The sequence below is a fragment of the Pedobacter sp. SL55 genome, assembly GCF_026625705.1.
In the GTDB taxonomy this organism is placed as follows: Bacteria; Bacteroidota; Bacteroidia; order Sphingobacteriales; family Sphingobacteriaceae; genus Pedobacter.
Genome location: NZ_CP113059.1, coordinates 551,985 through 569,470, shown reverse-complemented (window position 1 = coordinate 569,470; position 17,486 = coordinate 551,985). Strand labels below are relative to the sequence as shown.

The following is a 17,486-nucleotide window of genomic DNA, read 5'->3' as shown; positions in this document are numbered from 1 at the left end:
ATTAGTTGGGGCAAATTATCATTTGCCCTATTGAGACGTATGATGATACGTCTTTACTGTAAATTTTTATAGTTTGGCGACATATAATCATGTGTAGCTGCCTATATTTGTAACCCGTAAATATATCATTAAATTTTCTACGTAAAAAGAGATGGCCATACAAGTTTTTACCTTATCAGAGGGTTCGTATTCTGTAGATGCAAGCAAAAAATTCCTACCTTTTGATCCTGCTAAAGACAATCCGAAAGACAGGCCAGCTTCGTTATTTATTCACGTTCAGCCTTTTCTGGTAAAGTTAGAAAATAGCTTAATCTTGTTAGATACTGGTTTAGGATATAGCAACGAAGAGGGGAAATTACATCTACACGAGAACATCAAAAAAGTAGGTTTCGATCCAGATGATGTAGAACTGGTGCTGATGTCGCACTTACATTTTGACCACTCTGGCGGAATGGTACACCATTACAATGGCAAAATGGAATTGAGTTTCCCTAATGCCACTTATGTAATGCAACGTGGCGAGTGGGAAACCGCTTTTTCTAGCAAATCGTCTTCGTACCATACCGAAATTTTTGATTTTGTACAGCGAAATGCACAAATTCATTTGATAGAAGACAGTGGAATATTGACTAACGAAATCAGTTACGAATTTACTGGAGCTCACTGTCCTAACCATCAAGTATTTTTAATTGATGATGGAGACGATAAAGTATTTTTTGGTGGCGATGTATTGCCAGAACCCGAAGAGCTGATTAGAAAGTTTGTAGCTAAATATGATTACGATGGCCGTAAAGCGATGGAACTGAGAGATGAATTTGGCCGCAGGGCAGCTGCAGAGCAATGGAAATGTCTATTTTATCATTCTAAATCAAAAACGCAGGCTTTTGTAAAGTTAGATGACGATAAATTTATCATTGTTTAACTCTTAATTACAAAGGTTTGTTTTTTTAATGAATTGCCGCAAGCAACTCTTTGAGCCTATCTATTGATAGTGGTTTAGAGATAAATCCTTTAACCGATTTGTAGCTTTTCGCTTTCTCTATGTCATTTTCATAAACAGACGACGATAGCATGTACATGTCATTCGTTACTTCTATGTTCAATGCTTCAAATGCCTCAATAAATTCCCATCCATTAAGAATAGGCATATTGATGTCTATTAAAACCAAGTGTGGTAAGGGTTGGTTGTTTAACAGCAAATCCTTAATATAGTCAATAGCGAGCTGGCCATTATGCTTGGCGCATATTTCAACATTGTACCCCGTCTTCTCAACAATTTTACTGATGATAAAAATGTTAATATCATCATCGTCGATGACCAAGAGGTTGATTTTAGAAGGAGGTGTACTTTGCATTTTGCTTTTATGAAATACGTGTTAACCGTTTGCGAATGTATATTATTTCATAAGTGGATTACTAAAGATACATTAAATTATCTAACAAAAAAAAATCCGAGTTTAACTCGGATTTGTAAAGCCCTATTTAATAGGATATTATTTTTTTGCTACCAGTTTAACAGCGAAAGTAAACTCATCGTAAATAAAATTATCTCCAATGCTGCTGAAGATAGATTTTGATTTGTACTCGATACCATATTTGGTTCTATCTACAGTTACTTTCTCTGCTACAGCGGTTACTGTTTTATCTGCGTTCCAAGTAATTTTTGCCGGAAAAGTAACCGAATTGGTTTTGCCCTTAATGGTTAAATCGCCAGTAATTTTTACATCAGCACCATTACCTTCAACTTTTTTAATTACGAAATTAGCAGCTGGAAATTTATCTACACCAAAAAAATCATCGTTTTTTAAGTGCTTATCTAAATTCGGACTTGGTTTTTCGCCATCCATCGTTTTAATAGTGGTCATATCGGCAATAAAGCCACCTTGTACCAGTTTTTTGCCATTAAATTGCAAATTGCCAGAAGTTAAATTAACAGTGCCCGTGTGTGCACCAGAGAACTTTTTACCTTCCCAGTTGATAGTAGATTTAGCAACATCTACAGTATAGATATCAGCCTTTGGCTTAAAAGCCGAAAAAGAAAAGATAGCCACAAGAGCTAACATTAAAATAGAAGTGATTTTTAATTTCATTGTTGAATAAGTTATTTTCTTGTAAAGGTATTTAATTTTGAAATGAGTTTGTATTGACCTATGTTAAGATTTTACAAAACGGTGTTGATATGTTGAAGCATTCACTTGCGATGTTGCTAAATTGTTGAAAGGTTATAAGTTGATATTGTAAGGCAACTGTTACTGCCACTTGTTGATATGCTTTTGTGCCTTTTTTGCTAAAGATTAATTGTTGTATTGTTGTAAAGTTGCCAACTGAAAACCGAAAACTGCCAACTGTTTTTGTTAAATTAGCGGCTTTACAAAACAAATAAATGTCTGATATCATCCAACTTTTACCCGATAGTGTAGCCAACCAGATTGCGGCAGGAGAAGTAGTGCAGCGGCCAGCTTCGGCAGTAAAAGAATTGCTTGAGAATGCCCTAGATGCCGGTGCCGATAAAATTCAACTTATTGTTAAAGATGCTGGCAAGGCGCTTATTCAAGTAATAGATAACGGCTGCGGTATGAGCGTTACTGATGCCCGCATGTGCTTTGAACGCCATGCAACGTCTAAAGTTCGCAAAGCGGATGATTTGTTCGCTATTAGAACTATGGGTTTTAGGGGCGAGGCCATGGCTTCTATTGCCGCTATTGCCCAAGTAGAGATGAAAACCAAGCGCTATGAAGACGAAGTAGGAACTTTGGTAGAAATTGAGGGTTCTTCTATTGTAAAACAAGAACCAACGGGAGCGCCCAACGGTACCAGTATCTCGGTTAAAAACTTGTTCTACAATACCCCGGCTAGGCGTAATTTCTTAAAGAGCAATCCAACAGAGATGCGTTATATTATCGACGAGTTTCAACGGGTAGCTTTAGCAAAACCGCACATTGCTTTTAGTTTGCACCACGATGGTAACGAGATTTTTCGTTTGCCAGCGGCCACAATAAAACAACGTATCGTACATTTATTTGGCAACAATTATAACGAACGTTTAATACCTGTTGAGGAAGAAACTACCATCATTAACCTAAAAGGATACATCGGTAAGCCAGAGTTTGCAAAGAAAACCCGTGGCGAGCAATTCTTTTTTGTTAACGATAGATTTATCAAGGATAATTACCTAAATCACGCCGTAAACAAAGCCTATGCCGAGTTATTGCCAGATGATAATTTCCCATTGTATGTGTTGTTTATAGAGATTGATCCTTCAAAGATTGATGTGAATGTACATCCAACAAAAACGGAAATCAAGCATTAGATGAGAAGTCTATTTATGCCATTATCCACTCGGCAGTAAAAAGAAGTTTGGGTAGGTTTAACATCAGCCCTACTTTAGATTTTAATCAGGAAACAGCTTTTAGTAACATGATTACACCTAAAGCTCCCGAAGATATTGTACCACCAAGTATTGCTTTTAATCCAGATTTTAATCCGTTTAGTACACCTAAATCGCCTTCGGCACCTAGAGATCATTCTACTTATTTCAAAGATCAGTATCAGCCAAAGCAGCCTAGCCAAAATTGGGGTTCGCTTTATGAAATTGCCAACTACAGCCAGGCAGAGCAAACTACAATTGAGCTAGATGGCGAGAAAGAAGCCGAAGAGACACCAGCGGTAATGAACAAGCTGTACATGCAAATTCATAATCGCTATATCGTTTCGCAAATCAAATCTGGGGTAATGGTAATAGACCAGCAAGCGGCTCACGAACGTATTTTGTACGAACGTTTCTTGCTGCACTTAGAAGACAGAAAAGGAGCTTCGCAACAAAGTTTATTCCCGCAAACGGTTACTTTAAACCCGGGCGATTTCGAATTGGCAAAGAGCTTGCTAGACGATATCAAGAGTTTGGGTTTTGATGTTCGAGAATTTGGTAAAAACACCTTAGTAATAGAAGGTATTCCGGTTGATTTGGGAAGTGCAAATATTAATGAAACGCAGCTTTTCGAGCACTTAATAGAAGGTTTTAAAAACTCTCAGCAAGAATTAAAGTTAACTAAACGTGATGCTTTGGCCAGGAGCATGGCCAGAAATAGTGCCATAAAAGGCGGGACAGCTTTAAGTCAGCAAGAAATGAATACCTTAATTGAAGAACTTTTTGCCTGCAAAACTCCAAATTTTAGTATCAATGGTAAGCCTGCCATACAAACCATTAGTTTGGCAGAGTTGGCACAAAAATTTGAAAAATAAATGGAATAAGGTTAAGAGGTTAAGGGACAAGGAGTAAGGAACAAAGATAAAAGATGGAGGGTTGGAAAGTCTAAAAAAAGCTAAGCAACCAAAAAACGAAACGGCGACAATAAATGAATAACATTAACATACCACCAGTAGTAAAGAACCTGTTAATTATCAATGCAATCTTCTTTTTAGCATCATTTGTATTTGAGCAGCAGGGGAAAGATTTAGCAGATATTTTGGGAGCGCATTATTTCGATTCGCCTAAGTTTCGTATTTGGCAACCCATTACCTATATGTTCATGCACGGAAACTTTCAGCACATATTTTTTAATATGTTCGGTCTTTTCATGTTCGGTGGAATTTTGGAGCAAAAGTGGGGTGCTAAAAAGTTTCTTAATTTCTATTTAATTACCGGTTTAGGCGCTTTGGCTTTACAATGGGTGGTGCAGGGTGTAGAACTTTACCAAATTACGGGTTCAGTAATTAACCAGGGCAATTTACCGCTAGATTTATTGGCCGAAGGAAAATACAACCCAGCGGTGTATACAGATAGCCAAGCCTCTACCTTACATGCGGTTTATTTTGGCGGTATGGTGGGCGCTTCTGGAGCCATATTTGGCATCATGACTGCCTTTGCGGTAATTTATCCAAACATGGAAATGATGTTGTTGTTTATTCCATTTCCAATAAAAGCTAAATATTTTATCCCAATTTATATCGTTATAGAATTGTTTTTGGGCGTAGCTCGTATACCTGGAGATACCATTGCGCACTTTGCTCATTTAGGCGGCGCATTAATAGGTTTTATTTTGGCCAAAATTTGGAAAGACAAAGATAGATTTTACAAATACTATGAATAACAACGGCTTTAACGATATCATCAATAGGCTTTTCAGATCTGGAAATCCAGCAATGCTGTACATTGGAATCAATGTAATTGTATTTTTGGTATTTGGGGTGGGTAGCTTGTTTTTGCCAAAAGGATTGGGCGACGAAATTGTGTATCAATATTTGGCATTTCCTGCCGATATAGCAAAATGGCCTGTTCGGTTTTATACCTTGGTAACCTATGCTTTTTTACACAAAGGCTTGTTTCACATTCTCTTTAATTTGCTTTGGTTGTATTGGATGGGAAATTTGTTCTTAGATTTCTTAAAGCCTAGGCAGTTTCAAGTAGTATATTGGGGCGGAGCAATTATTGGTGCGTTAACATTTGCGCTAATCTATAATTTAAGTCCGCAGTTAAATGCTGATGGCGCAACTTTAATTGGTGCCTCGGCTGCAGTAATGGCTGTTTTTAGTGCTATAGCAACACTTGTGCCTAACTACAGCATACGTTTGTTGCTATTTGGCGATGTAAGGCTAAAATACTTGCTGTTGGTTTATGTGTTGATTGATGTTGTTGGCGTTTCGCCTGGTTCGGCAAATATTGGTGGAAATTTAGCCCATTTGGGCGGGGCATTATTTGGTTTTGCGTACATTAAGTTACTTCAAAACGGAACAGATTTAAGCAGCTTTTTAATTAAAAAACCTAAATTAAAAGTAGTAAAAAACAGTACGCCACCTAAAAAAACAGAAGTGACCAATCAAGCTGAAATAGATGCCATTTTAGATAAAATTTCGAAGAGTGGTTACGATCAATTAACTACAAAAGAAAAACAAATTTTATTCGACGCAAGTAAGAACTGATGAGCAGTAAAAAAGTAAAACTTTCTTTATTTGATAAAATCATGCTTTTTCTGGCTGTGCTTGCAGCTGTTGGATTAGGCGTGGGTATGCTTGCCGGGCAAACAGATCCTAGAGATAACATTTGGATAGCATTTGCTGGTTTAGCTTATCCGTTTCTTCTGCTAGCAAATATCCTGTTTGTTTTGTTTTGGTTGCTTCGCCGTAGGTTTGTATTTGGCCTGTTAACGCTTGCTTTTATTGCGCTGGGCTGGAAAACACTAACCGCCACTTATCAGTTTTTTGGAGACGAAGGTAATCAGGCAAAAGATAGCGAGCATTACGTGAGAATGATGACCTATAATGTTCATCAGTTTAAAAAATACGGCGAAAACAACGATATTTCTACCAGAGATCAAATCATCAAAGTAATTGAAGATCAAAATCCAGATATCATCTGTTTTCAAGAATTTTTTACCCGCCGAAAAGGAGAATATGACTTAATTGATAGCGTAAAAAAACGATTAAAACTGAAACATTACTATTTCGTACCTTCGGTAGATAACAATTATGAAGCAGCAGGTTTAGCTATTTTTTCTCGGTATCCTATTAAAGATAAAGGCAAAGTGTCTTTCGGAGAGTTTGCCGGTAATGGCAGTATTTACGCCGATGTTGATGTAAAAGGGGAAGTTTTTCGTATTTACAATGTGCACCTACAATCTATTTCTTTCCAAAAAGAGGACTATGATTATATAGATAAAGTTGCAAAAAAAATGGGGCCAGAAATGAAATCCTCAAAAAGAATTGCAGGCATGCTGAAAGCCGCTTTTGAGCGAAGAAGTGCGCAGGTAAATTTGATGAAAAGTGAAATGCAACATTGCAATATTCCTTTTGTTATTGCCGGAGATTTTAACGATACGCCAGCTTCTTACTGCGTAACACAAATTACCAATTCGCTAAAAAATACCTTTAAAGAAAAAGGTAGTGGTTTTGGTAAAACTTACAACGGTGCTTTTCCAAATTTTCAGATCGATTATATTGCAGCTACAAAAGATTTTGATGTCATCAACCATCATGTCTCAAAAGACAAACTTTCCGATCATTTTCCTGTAAGAAGCGATTTGCGATTAAATTTTTCTGGAGAAAAGGATGAGGATTATTAGCGTAGACTTAGATAGTTATGCTGCACAATCGGTTTGTGGTTCTTAGTACTAAATTTAGACATTCTCTTAACATCTTTTCCTCTCTAAAAAACTATACATTTGCAAAATGATACAAGAATTACAGTTATACAACACATTAACACGTAAAAAGGAAGTTTTTGAACCCTTAAATGCGCCACATGTTGGTATGTACGTGTGCGGTCCAACCGTTTACAGCGATGTGCATTTGGGTAACTGTCGTACTTTTATCTCGTTCGATTTAATTTTTCGCTACCTAAAATATAGTGGTTATAAGGTGCGCTATGTGCGTAATATTACCGATGCTGGTCACTTAGAGGGCGATAGGGATGAGGGCGATGATAAGTTTGCAAAACGTGCAAAGTTGGAACAATTGGAGCCCATGGAAATTGTACAAAAATACACTTTGGGTTTTCACGATGTGCTGCGGATGTTCAACACACTTCCGCCTAGCATTGAACCAACGGCAACTGGTCATATTATTGAGCAGATCGAAATGGTAAAAAAAATCATAGATAACGGCTATGGTTATGAGGTAGATGGAACCATTTATTTTGATGTAGAAAAATATAGTAAGGAATATAATTATACCATTTTAACCAATCGGAAGCTAGAAGATTTATTAGAAAATACTCGTGAACTCAGCGGGCAAGACGATAAAAAAGGCCGCTTAGATTTTGCGCTTTGGATTAAAGCAAAACCAGAAACTTTGATGCAATGGCAATCGCCGTGGGGTATGGGTTTCCCAGGTTGGCATATTGAATGTTCTGCCATGAGTGCAAAATATCTGGGCAGCGAATTTGATATTCACGGCGGTGGAATGGATTTGGCAGCAACGCACCATACCAACGAAATTGCACAATCTGAAGCTTGTTCTAGTCATCAGCCAGCAAAATATTGGATGCATACCAATATGTTGACGGTAAATGGTACACGTATGTCTAAATCTGCCGGTAATGGATTTTTACCGGGAGAATTGTTTACTGGAGATCATCCGCTGTTGCGCAAAGGTTATAGCCCAATGACGGTAAAGTTCTTTATGTTGCAGGCGCATTACCGCAGCATTTTAGATTTTAGTAACGATGCTTTAGATGCTTCGGAAAAAGGTTTTAGAAGGTTAATGAATGCTGTTGCCTTATTGCCAAAATTGGTAGCATCGGCTGATGGAAATATTTCCATTAATCCTATCAGAGAGAATTGCGTAAACGCCATGAACGATGATTTTAACAGTCCGGTGGCTATTGCCGAATTGTTCGAAGCAGCTAGGATTATCAATACTGTTTACGATGGTACAGCTAAAATTACGGCAGAAGAGCTAGAGAAATTAAAAGCTTTGATCAACGATTTTGTATTCGAAATTTTTGGCTTAAAGGATGAAGAAAGTTCAAATTTAGAACTGAACGAGATCTTAGAAATGGTAATTGATTTGCGCAAAGAGGCCAAAGAAAATAAAGACTACGCAACATCAGATTCTATTCGCTTAGGCCTGCAAAAAATTGGCATCCAATTAAAAGATAGCAAAGAGGGCACTACTTGGAGTAAGATGTAGGAAACATCGTCGTTATTGAACTAAACTAGTTCCCCCTTTGAAGGGGTAGGGGGATGAATAATGAATAACAGCTATAACAAAAACCTGAAACAATTTGCTAGGAGTAACAGAAAGGGTGGTTAAGAGCTGAAATTAAGTTGTGGGTCGAGCTTTTAAGAAATAAGCAGATGATGGGATACCCTTTTTTAAGACAGAGGCCCATTGTGAACTATATTGCAGATTTCTTTAGCAAAGAACTAAACTTAATTATTGAAGTAGATGGGCTTACTCATTCTTGGGAAGGACGAGCAGAAAGTGACATAAAGAGAGATAAGACACTTTTGGAATTAGGATATCATACATTGAGGTTTAATGATGGTGAGGTAATAAATGATATTAATAACGTTAAAAAAGCAATAGAAAATTTTATAATTGACTTTGAAAAAATCATCTCCCAACCCCCTTCGAAGGGGCACATATAGCGTTCAAAATAAACAAATGAAACTAAACCACATATTAACTTTATCGTTTTTGGCATTGTTTAGTCTGCAAGCTTGCCAACAAAATAAACCAGCAGAAACGGAAACTGCTACCGAGGTAAAATTGCAATCTCCAGATTTCAATGCCGATAGTGCTTACGCTTACACTAAAGCTCAGGTAGATTTTGGTCCACGTATTCCATCTACTCCAGCACATGCAAAAACTGCAGACTATTTGGTAGCAAAGTTAAAGTCATTTGGTGGCGAAGTTTCAATTCAGCAAGCGCCGGCAAAAACCTACGATGGTAAAACACATCAGTTAAAAAATATCATTGCAGCTTTTTATCCAGAAAAGAAACAACGAGTTTTAATTACTGCCCATTGGGATGCTCGCCCTTTTTCTGATGAAGACCCAAACATGGGAATGAGAGATAAACAATTTGATGCGGCAAATGATGGTGCTAGCGGTGTGGCGGTAATTTTAGAAATGGCTCGTCAAATTCAACAAAAACAGCCAGAAGTGGGAGTAGATTTTATTTTATGGGATTTGGAAGATTATGGCAGTGCAAATGATGAAACTTCTCACGAAACCACTTGGTGTTTAGGCTCGCAATACTGGGCTAAAAATCCAACTTTTAATAATGGAAAGCCACTTTATGCAATTAATTTAGATATGGTTGGCGGCGCTAATGCACAGTTTACGCAAGACGATGTTTCTAGAAAGTACGCACCAAGCATAGTAAGTAAAGTTTGGAGTATTGCTGCCGAAATTGGTTATGGTAATTACTTTATCAACGTAACTTCTGGCCAACTCATTGACGACCATTACTGGATTAACCAAGCCGGAGTGCCGGCAATTGATGTCATCCACTACTCGGATGCGGCAGGTTTTTATAGCAATTGGCACACGCAACTAGATAATTTAAATAACATAGATAGAAACACTTTAAAAGCTGTTGGACAAACCGTTTTGGAAACCATTTACAGAGAAAAAACAGTCAATAATTGATGCTGCATAGTTCAGCAATGATTAGCCAAAAGCCAACCAAATGTGCAATTGTTAATTACTTTTTACACATCATAACACTTCAAATTTTAATTTCGTAACACAAAAAATGAACATGAACAAAATATATCTTTCCATATTAGCCGTGTCTTTAACTGCAAATGTATATGCACAAAAGTCAGACGGTACGGTAAAATCTCTAGTTAGCACCGAAAAAGCATTTGCACAGAAGGTTGCAAAAGACGGTCAAAATGCAGCTTTTACAGCGTTTGCAGCACCAGATGGTATTGTATTTCGTCCAAATCCGGTTAATGCAAAGAAGTTTTTTGCAACAGCGCCAGATACTAAAGATTTAACTTGGGAGCCTAATTATGCTCGCTTATCTAAAAGCAGAGATTGGGGCTTTACCTCGGGTAGTTATGTGGCTGGTGGTAAAACTTATGGTCATTATTTATCGGTATGGAGAGGCAAAGATGGCGATTGGCAGTTAGTGATGGATCTAGGAACTGATGCCATAAAACCAATAAAAGGCAAAGAGCCTAAAAATACTTTTGTAGAGCCTACAGGTACCTACAAGCCTAAATTTGCTTCGGCAAAAGATTTAAAAGTAGCAACCGATATCATTTACAGTACCGAAAAAACTTTGAATACCATGCTTAAAACCCATGGCGTGCAGGCTTTCTCTGGATTTATTAACCCAGATGCTCGTTTGCTATTTCCTGGAACGGAAGCTATTATTGGTAAAGATGGAATTTTGGCTTTCAACAACCGCGTAATAGATAAAATTAACCTAAAAACTACGCAAGCAGATAAAGCTTTGGGTGGCGATTTTGCTTACACTTATGGTATAGCAACTATTGACTACAAAGCAGATTTACGCGAAAGTTTTAATTATGTGTTTATTTGGGAGCGCCAGGCTGATGCTACTTGGAACATCATAGCGCAGATATTTACTGTTGCAGAAAGATAAGCAATAAAGCAAGTTTCTCAGAAACCAAATATCAAATATAAACTAAGGATTTCGACAGCAGTTGAAGTCCTTTTTTAGTTTTAAGAGCGGTCTATTTCCCTATTTTTGAGTAAAACTATTATACTTGTAAGTATCCTTCATATTAAGTGTTGCTAATCCAGATGTCATGAGAAAAATTATCCTTTCTTTTTTATTACTAGGTCTAACTGTTTCCGCTTCTTTTGCCCAAAAAAAGGTAACGTCGGTTTTCGAAGTACAAGGCAATCGTGGAGCAAGAGGCTTAATGCCAGAAAACACCATTCCAAGCATGATTAAAGCTTTGGAGAATGGTGCAACAACACTAAAAATGGAGGTTGTAATTTCGAAAGACAAGCAGGTGGTAGTATCGCAAGAACCCTATTTTAATTATGTTATTAGCACTGCGCCAAATGGCAAAGAAATCACGCTTAAAAACCAAAAAAGTTTTAATATTTACCAAATGAACTACGATGAAATTAAACAGTTTGATGTAGGTTCTAAGCCCAATCCCCGTTTTCCATACCAAGAGAAGTTTAGGGTAGAAAAACCATTGCTTACTGATTTAATTGATAAAGTTGAATTTTTTGCCGCAAAGCGAAAGAAAATGACTAAACCTCATTATAATATCGAAACCAAATTAATCCGTAATGGCGATGGAGAGTTTCAGCCTAGTCCCGAAGAATTTGTTGAGCTAATTATGGCAATCGTAAAAGCGAAGAAATTAGAAAAACGGGTAACCATTCACTCGTTCGATATCCGGAGTCTACAATATCTACACGAAAAATATCCCGAAATTGCGACATCTTTAGGAATTGATGAAAAAGAAGATTTTGAAAATAACATTAAAGCTTTAGGTTTTAACCCAACAATTTACAGCCCATATATGCCTTTGGTAGGTAAAGGGCTAGTAGATAAGTGCCACGCTGCGGGCATTAAAATTATTCCGTGGACGGTTAATACGGTTAAAGATATCGTTTATCTTAAAAACTTAGGCGTAGATGGTATTGTAACCGATTATCCTAATTTAATGGCAGAGATAAAATAGCACAAACTTTAAATAGTTAGTCATTTCGAACGAGTTTTTCACGAGGAGAACCGAAGTTCTACGAAGTAAAATCTAACGACTTAGAACTGCATTATGCTAGATTTCTCCTCATTCTTCGTTCGAAATGACGAAAATCTAAACCCTCTCAGCTTTATAGCCAATCTTAGATAAAGATTTCACTAAATCAGCTTCGTCTATATTTTCGCCCTCGACAGCTAATACCTTATCGGGGTTTTCAGTATCTACCGTCCAGTTGCTTACGTTTTCTTGTTCGTTGAGTACAGGTGTAACTTTGGCAACACATGCGCCGCAGTTTATTGTTGTTTTAAATTTTAAAGTATCCATTTGTTAAGTAAAAATTTTAAAGTGAAAATTAAAAAGTGTTGTTAACAGTTAACCAGTTCAAGCAATTAACCAGTTAACCTTTATGTTTCAATCTCAAGCTATTTGCTACCACGCTAACCGAACTAAACGCCATTGCTGCTCCGGCCCACATAGGGTCTAATAAAAATCCATTAATTGGAAATAATATACCAGCCGCAATGGGTATGCCGATAATGTTGTAAATAAATGCCCAAAATAAGTTTTGTTTAATAGCCTGCACTGTATCTTTTGATAGTTGTATAGCCTTAGGAATTTTAGCTAAGTCAGAAGAAATAATGGTCATTTTTGCTACGTCCATGGCTATGTCACTTCCTTTGCCCATGGCAATGCTTACATCTGCTTGTGCAAGTGCAGTGCTGTCGTTAATGCCGTCGCCAACCATGGCAACAACTTTACCATTCTGCTGTAGGTTTTTAACAAAAGTGGCTTTGTGGGCAGGTAATACGTTTGCGCTAAATTCTGTAATACCAACTTGGCTCGCTACTGCTTTGGCAGTTTGTTCATTGTCGCCAGTAAGCATATATACTGTAATGCCTTCTTTTTGCAATTGCTGTACGGCTAGCTTCGAAGTCGGTTTAATTTGATCGGCAATTGCAATGGCTGCCAATACTTTTTTATCGTCAGAGAAAAGAACTACCGTTTGTGCTGCTTCAAGTTGCTGGTTAATCCAATTTTTAGCTACTGCAGATATTTCAATGTTTCTTTCTGCGGCTAAAAGTTCATTTCCTATAATGTAAGTCTTTTGCTCATATTTTCCTTCAATGCCTTGGCCGCTGATGTTTTCTATAGCAATGCCGTTTAAGAATTGCGCATCATCTTTTAGATATTCTGTAATGGCATCTGCCAAGGGGTGCTCAGATGATTTCTCGATGCTGTAAAGAATGTTTTGATGTTGCTCGCTAAAATTTTCGAACCATTTTACAGCGGTTACTTTTGGTTTGCCTTCGGTAATAGTTCCTGTTTTATCTAAGATAATCGCATTTATTTTTTTGGCCAGTTCTAAACTTTCGGCATCCTTAATCAAGATGCCTTTTTCGGCTCCTTTGCCTACACCAACCATAATTGCAGTGGGCGTTGCCAGGCCCAAAGCACAAGGGCAGGCAATAACCAACACGGTTACAAAAGCAACGATGCCCTGGCTAAAACCGTTATCTCCGCCTAAAAATACCCAAAGTAGCAAGCTTAAAACAGCAATACCCATTACCACAGGAACAAATACAGCCGCAATTTTGTCTACTAATTTTTGTACGGGCGCTTTGCTGCCTTGCGCATCTTCCACCATTTTAATAATGTGGGCCAATATAGTATCGCTGCCAACCTTTTCGGCTTTAAATTGGAAACTGCCTTTTTGGTTAATGGTGCCAGCAAATACCTCAGCACCTTCGGTTTTTGATATTGGAATAGGTTCTCCACTAATCATGCTTTCGTCAACGTAAGAACTACCACTAACTACAGCGCCGTCTACAGCAATGCGCTCTCCTGGTTTCACTAAAAGGATGTCGCCAACCTTAACTGAACTAATAGCAACTTGCATTTGGTGGCCGTTATCATGAACTATAGTAAAATGTTTTGGTTGTAAACCAATCAGTTTTTTAATTGCCGACGAGGTATTTCCTTTTGCTTTTTCTTCAAGAAGTTTACCCAAAAGGATAAAGGCAATCACAATCCCGGCCGCCTCAAAATAAACATGAGAATGGATGCCCATTCGATGCATAAATTCTGGAAAGAGTGTGATGAATACGCTGTAGGAATAGGCTGTTCCGGTACTGATGGCAACTAAGGTATCCATATTCGCAGAACGATGTTTGGCCTGTTTCCAAGCACCGATAAAAAACTGCTTGCCGTAAATAAAAACCATAGGGGTAGATAAAAACCACATGATGTAATCTGCGTAAGGCATATCCATGAAAAACATTCCGATTACGAAGAGTGGAACCGCTAGAATTAAAGCTCCAATCACTTTTTTTCGTAATGCTTGATATTGATTGGCTTTAATATTAGCTAATGATTCTTTGGCTTCGTTACTATCATTGATTAGTAAATCGTAACCTGCGGCTTGTACCGCCTCCTTTAATTGCTGTGCCGTAACCAAACTCGGAATGTATTCTACTTTCGCTGAAGTATTGGCATAATTTACTTCAGCTTTTACTACACCAACCTGATTATTCAATGTAGCTTCTGTGTTTGCCGCACAAGAAGCACAAGACATATTGGTAACTGGAAATGTTTGTTTTACGGTGGTAACGTTATAGCCTAAGTCTCTAATCTGTTTCACTGCCATTTGCACTGCTTCTTCAGGATACTTCTTTGCAGTAACAACGGCTCTATGGTTATTCAGTTCGACGCTGTGGGAATTGATCTCTTTAATTTCTGCCAAACCTTTATCAACAATAAGCGCACAATGTTCGCTATCTACATTTTCTAACGGAATATATATTAGGCCTTCGTTTTCCATAATCTTTATTTGATGATACAAAATTACTTTGAGGCGGTTCTAAGTACGTTACATCATTTCTAAGAATATTTATATGTTTTTAGGCACAGATATATTTTATTAGATTTCATACTATCGTAAAAAAGTAATCTGTGTATCTGTAGCTAATTTTAATTAACATAAAAATAACATTATACCGATTTGGTTTTTGGTTCAAATTTGTTAGATTTGCGGCGGTAGCATTATAATTATGAGTCAAGAAGTGTTAGAGATTTCTGTAAGAGTAGACGAACAGTTCGACGTAAATTTTAATCTTGCTGATGGTGTTTTAGGATTAATTCTAAGCATTTTTGAAGGTTAACTTACATCGCTGATTTTCACTTTGCGCTCCAGGTTTCCTGCCTGATTGCTATCGCTATGCTTATACTTTTATCTGCTTTCGCTGCTATTTATTCATTAATCATTCAAAACTCAATCATTAAATAATCGTCGTATATTTGCGGCAATGAGCAGAAAAAGAAAAAATACTGAGCCTATCAGAATTTCTGGTTTAAGTATTATTGATATTGCCGAAGAGGGCAAAGGTTTGGGCAAAGCCGATCAATTGGTGGTTTTTGTTGATAAGGCCGTTCCTGGCGATGTAGTTGATGTACGTTTGGTAAAGAAGAAGAAAAATTTTGCAGAAGCGGTTATTGAAACTTTGCATACCCCATCCGCTTTGCGACAAGAACCATTTTGCAAGCATTTTGGTGCCTGTGGCGGTTGCAAGTGGCAACACATGCAGTATAGTGCACAATTAACTTACAAGCAAAAAAGTGTCGAGTCTGCTTTGCAACGTTTGGGTAAAGTAGATGTAAGCAATATTGAGCTCATTTTAGGCTCAGATCAAAATCAATATTACAGGAATAAATTAGAATATACTTTTTCTAACAAACGTTGGTTGGATGCTACAGATATGGCCGAAGAAGCCGAAGGTAGGCAGATGAATGCGCTGGGTTTTCACGTTCCAGGCAGATTTGATAAAATTTTGGACATAGAACATTGCTATTTACAGGCTGATCCAAGTAACCAAATTCGTCTAAAAGTTCGTGATTATGCGTTGATGAACAATTTAAGCTTTTACGATTTGCGTAACCACGAAGGCGAAATGCGTAACCTAATTATCCGTACTTCGAGTACTGGAGAAGTTATGGTGGGCGTTGTTTTTGCTTATGCCAAGCAAGCGCAAATAGATGGTTTAATGGATTTTCTGAAAACCACCTTTCCTGAAATTACTTCGTTGCAGTACATCGTAAATCATAAAAAGAACGATACTATTTTTGATCAAGAGGTAATTACCTATGCAGGTCGCGATCATATTTTTGAGGAAATGCCTTTAGGTAATGGCAAAACTGTGAAATACAAAATCGGTATCAAATCATTCTATCAAACTAACTCTGAACAAGCTTACGAACTGTATCGCATCACTAAAGAATTTGCAGATTTAAAAGGCGATGAGCTGGTTTATGATTTATATACCGGAGCAGGAACCATCGCTAATTTTGTAGCTCATAGTGCAAAGCAAGTGGTTGGTGTAGAGTATGTGCCATCAGCTATTGAAGATGCGAAATTCAATTCGCAACTGAACGGAATTGATAATACCATCTTTTATGCTGGCGATATGAAAGATATCCTAACCAGAGAATTTATTGCAGAACATGGCAAACCAGATGTGGTAATTACCGACCCACCAAGAGCCGGTATGCACCAAGATGTAGTAGACCGATTGCTAGAAATGGAAGCCGAAAAGATTGTTTACGTAAGTTGCAATGCTGCAACACAGGCTAGAGATTTGGCTTTATTAACCGAAAAATATGAAGTGGTTCGTATTAAAGCTGGTAGATATGTTTCCGCATACACAACACGTAGAAAATGTGGTTCTACTAAAACTTAAATAAGTTCTTTCTGTTTCAGCGTAAATTAATATCCAGAGCGTTATGGTAAAGATGAAACGATATTGTTTTTTGTTGCTTGTAGCTGTGACAGCCTTAGCCTGTAGAAACAAGCAAGCGCAAAGCGATATAAAAAATGTAGACGTGCAAACCAGAACTTTTATGGTTAATTCGGATAGTGTTTTGGTAGACACTTTGCTGGTTAGCGAAAAAGATACCGCATTTGTAATTAAACCGAAAGTAGCGCAAAATCCTACATTGCAAGAAAATAGCATGTTCGAAATCAATGTGCTGTTCAGCAATAAAAAATGGCCAGCTTTAAACTTTAAACAAGCTATCGGAGCAGATTTGTTTCTTGTTGATGATTTAGATGGCGACAACATGCCAGAATTATTATTGCGACCAGAGTGGTTTAGCAGTTGTTGGTCGAGCATTAATCTCTTTAGCCTTAAGGACAATGCTTGGAAACTAGTAAAAAAAGGCAGCATGTACTATTGTGCTGATGAGTATCCTTTAGCTAAACGGTTAGAGGAAAAAGAAAATAAATATTACCTGCTTACAGATAGTTTAGCAGATGATAAATTTATAATTAATAAAAGCGAGATTAAGTTTTAA

Annotated in this window: 15 protein-coding genes and 2 pseudogenes; 13 read left to right on the top strand and 4 right to left on the bottom strand. The window is 37.5% G+C overall.

Annotation, left to right across the window (positions count from 1 at the left end):
* Positions 1-151: 151 nt before the first annotated feature.
* The gene (locus OVA16_RS02500; protein ID WP_420712333.1) at positions 152-922 is read left to right on the top strand and encodes an MBL fold metallo-hydrolase; all 771 of its coding nucleotides are present in this window, start codon (positions 152-154) and stop codon (positions 920-922) included.
* Between the two features lie 25 nt (positions 923-947).
* On the opposite strand, the gene OVA16_RS02495 is transcribed toward OVA16_RS02500, so the two are convergent.
* Together OVA16_RS02495 and OVA16_RS02490 are read right to left on the bottom strand one after the other, a co-directional pair.
* Positions 948-1,355: a response regulator gene (locus OVA16_RS02495; RefSeq protein ID WP_267763346.1), complete on the bottom strand. Its 408-nt coding sequence runs from the start codon at positions 1,353-1,355 to the stop codon at positions 948-950.
* Positions 1,356-1,493: 138 nt separating this feature from the next.
* Entirely contained in the window at positions 1,494-2,090 is a 597-nt protein-coding gene (locus OVA16_RS02490) for a YceI family protein (protein WP_267763345.1), read from the bottom strand.
* Positions 2,091-2,383: 293 nt separating this feature from the next.
* Between OVA16_RS02490 and mutL the strand changes: the two are divergent.
* From mutL to OVA16_RS02445, 9 genes and pseudogenes are all read left to right on the top strand, one after another.
* Positions 2,384-4,242: pseudogene (gene mutL, locus OVA16_RS02485) on the top strand (DNA mismatch repair endonuclease MutL).
* 113 nt (positions 4,243-4,355) lie between these two features.
* Positions 4,356-5,090 (top strand): rhomboid family intramembrane serine protease, encoded by a 735-nt coding sequence (locus OVA16_RS02480; protein ID WP_267763344.1) that lies wholly within the window; start codon positions 4,356-4,358, stop codon positions 5,088-5,090.
* Positions 5,083-5,919 carry a rhomboid family intramembrane serine protease gene (locus tag OVA16_RS02475; protein WP_267763342.1) on the top strand — a complete coding sequence of 279 codons (837 nt, stop codon included), beginning with the start codon at positions 5,083-5,085 and terminating at the stop codon, positions 5,917-5,919. Before OVA16_RS02480 ends, OVA16_RS02475 begins: the two co-directional genes overlap by 8 nt.
* On the top strand, positions 5,919-7,058 hold the full coding sequence (locus OVA16_RS02470; RefSeq protein ID WP_267763340.1) for an endonuclease/exonuclease/phosphatase family protein: 1,140 nt from the start codon (positions 5,919-5,921) through the stop codon (positions 7,056-7,058). The genes OVA16_RS02475 and OVA16_RS02470 overlap by 1 nt, the downstream gene beginning before the upstream one ends.
* A gap of 106 nt (positions 7,059-7,164) precedes the next feature.
* Positions 7,165-8,625: a cysteine--tRNA ligase gene (gene cysS / locus OVA16_RS02465; protein ID WP_267763339.1), complete on the top strand. Its 1,461-nt coding sequence runs from the start codon at positions 7,165-7,167 to the stop codon at positions 8,623-8,625.
* 137 nt (positions 8,626-8,762) lie between these two features.
* Positions 8,763-9,086, top strand: a complete 324-nt coding sequence (locus tag OVA16_RS02460) for an endonuclease domain-containing protein (RefSeq protein ID WP_267763338.1) — start codon at positions 8,763-8,765, stop codon at positions 9,084-9,086.
* 16 nt (positions 9,087-9,102) lie between these two features.
* Positions 9,103-10,092, top strand: coding sequence for a M28 family peptidase (locus OVA16_RS02455; protein WP_267763337.1), 990 nt, complete (start codon positions 9,103-9,105; stop codon positions 10,090-10,092).
* 112 nt (positions 10,093-10,204) lie between these two features.
* On the top strand, positions 10,205-11,059 hold the full coding sequence (locus OVA16_RS02450; RefSeq protein ID WP_267763336.1) for a nuclear transport factor 2 family protein: 855 nt from the start codon (positions 10,205-10,207) through the stop codon (positions 11,057-11,059).
* A gap of 166 nt (positions 11,060-11,225) precedes the next feature.
* On the top strand, positions 11,226-12,122 hold the full coding sequence (locus OVA16_RS02445; RefSeq protein WP_267763335.1) for a glycerophosphodiester phosphodiesterase family protein: 897 nt from the start codon (positions 11,226-11,228) through the stop codon (positions 12,120-12,122).
* 135 nt (positions 12,123-12,257) lie between these two features.
* On the opposite strand, the gene OVA16_RS02440 is transcribed toward OVA16_RS02445, so the two are convergent.
* Together OVA16_RS02440 and OVA16_RS02435 are read right to left on the bottom strand one after the other, a co-directional pair.
* Positions 12,258-12,467: a heavy-metal-associated domain-containing protein gene (locus OVA16_RS02440; RefSeq protein ID WP_267763334.1), complete on the bottom strand. Its 210-nt coding sequence runs from the start codon at positions 12,465-12,467 to the stop codon at positions 12,258-12,260.
* A gap of 73 nt (positions 12,468-12,540) precedes the next feature.
* Entirely contained in the window at positions 12,541-14,961 is a 2,421-nt protein-coding gene (locus tag OVA16_RS02435) for a heavy metal translocating P-type ATPase (protein WP_267763333.1), read from the bottom strand.
* Positions 14,962-15,190: 229 nt separating this feature from the next.
* Between OVA16_RS02435 and OVA16_RS02430 the strand changes: the two genes are divergently transcribed.
* The 3 genes and pseudogenes from OVA16_RS02430 (at position 15,191) to OVA16_RS02420 (ending at position 17,486) form a co-directional block, all read left to right on the top strand.
* Positions 15,191-15,301, top strand: a complete 111-nt coding sequence (locus OVA16_RS02430) for a phenylalanyl-tRNA synthetase subunit alpha (RefSeq protein ID WP_267763332.1) — start codon at positions 15,191-15,193, stop codon at positions 15,299-15,301.
* A 144-nt stretch (positions 15,302-15,445) separates the two neighbouring features.
* A pseudogene (gene rlmD, locus OVA16_RS02425) lies at positions 15,446-16,877 on the top strand (23S rRNA (uracil(1939)-C(5))-methyltransferase RlmD).
* A 48-nt stretch (positions 16,878-16,925) separates the two neighbouring features.
* Entirely contained in the window at positions 16,926-17,486 is a 561-nt protein-coding gene (locus OVA16_RS02420) for a hypothetical protein (protein WP_267763331.1), read from the top strand.

Excerpts from the sequence above, each read along its gene's own strand:
- OVA16_RS02445 (WP_267763335.1), top strand. The coding sequence starts at position 11,226 with ATGAGAAAAATTATCCTTTCTTTTTTATTACTAGGTCTAACTGTTTCC.
- OVA16_RS02470 (WP_267763340.1), top strand. The coding sequence starts at position 5,919 with ATGAGCAGTAAAAAAGTAAAACTTTCTTTATTTGATAAAATCATGCTT.
- OVA16_RS02430 (WP_267763332.1), top strand. The coding sequence starts at position 15,191 with ATGAGTCAAGAAGTGTTAGAGATTTCTGTAAGAGTAGACGAACAGTTC.
- OVA16_RS02500 (WP_420712333.1), top strand. The coding sequence starts at position 152 with ATGGCCATACAAGTTTTTACCTTATCAGAGGGTTCGTATTCTGTAGAT.
- OVA16_RS02435 (WP_267763333.1), bottom strand. The coding sequence starts at position 14,961 with ATGGAAAACGAAGGCCTAATATATATTCCGTTAGAAAATGTAGATAGC.
- OVA16_RS02495 (WP_267763346.1), bottom strand. The coding sequence starts at position 1,355 with ATGCAAAGTACACCTCCTTCTAAAATCAACCTCTTGGTCATCGACGAT.
- OVA16_RS02480 (WP_267763344.1), top strand. The coding sequence starts at position 4,356 with ATGAATAACATTAACATACCACCAGTAGTAAAGAACCTGTTAATTATC.
- cysS (WP_267763339.1), top strand. The coding sequence starts at position 7,165 with ATGATACAAGAATTACAGTTATACAACACATTAACACGTAAAAAGGAA.
- OVA16_RS02455 (WP_267763337.1), top strand. The coding sequence starts at position 9,103 with ATGAAACTAAACCACATATTAACTTTATCGTTTTTGGCATTGTTTAGT.
- OVA16_RS02420 (WP_267763331.1), top strand. The coding sequence starts at position 16,926 with ATGAAACGATATTGTTTTTTGTTGCTTGTAGCTGTGACAGCCTTAGCC.
- OVA16_RS02490 (WP_267763345.1), bottom strand. The coding sequence starts at position 2,090 with ATGAAATTAAAAATCACTTCTATTTTAATGTTAGCTCTTGTGGCTATC.
- OVA16_RS02440 (WP_267763334.1), bottom strand. The coding sequence starts at position 12,467 with ATGGATACTTTAAAATTTAAAACAACAATAAACTGCGGCGCATGTGTT.
- OVA16_RS02475 (WP_267763342.1), top strand. The coding sequence starts at position 5,083 with ATGAATAACAACGGCTTTAACGATATCATCAATAGGCTTTTCAGATCT.
- OVA16_RS02450 (WP_267763336.1), top strand. The coding sequence starts at position 10,205 with ATGAACAAAATATATCTTTCCATATTAGCCGTGTCTTTAACTGCAAAT.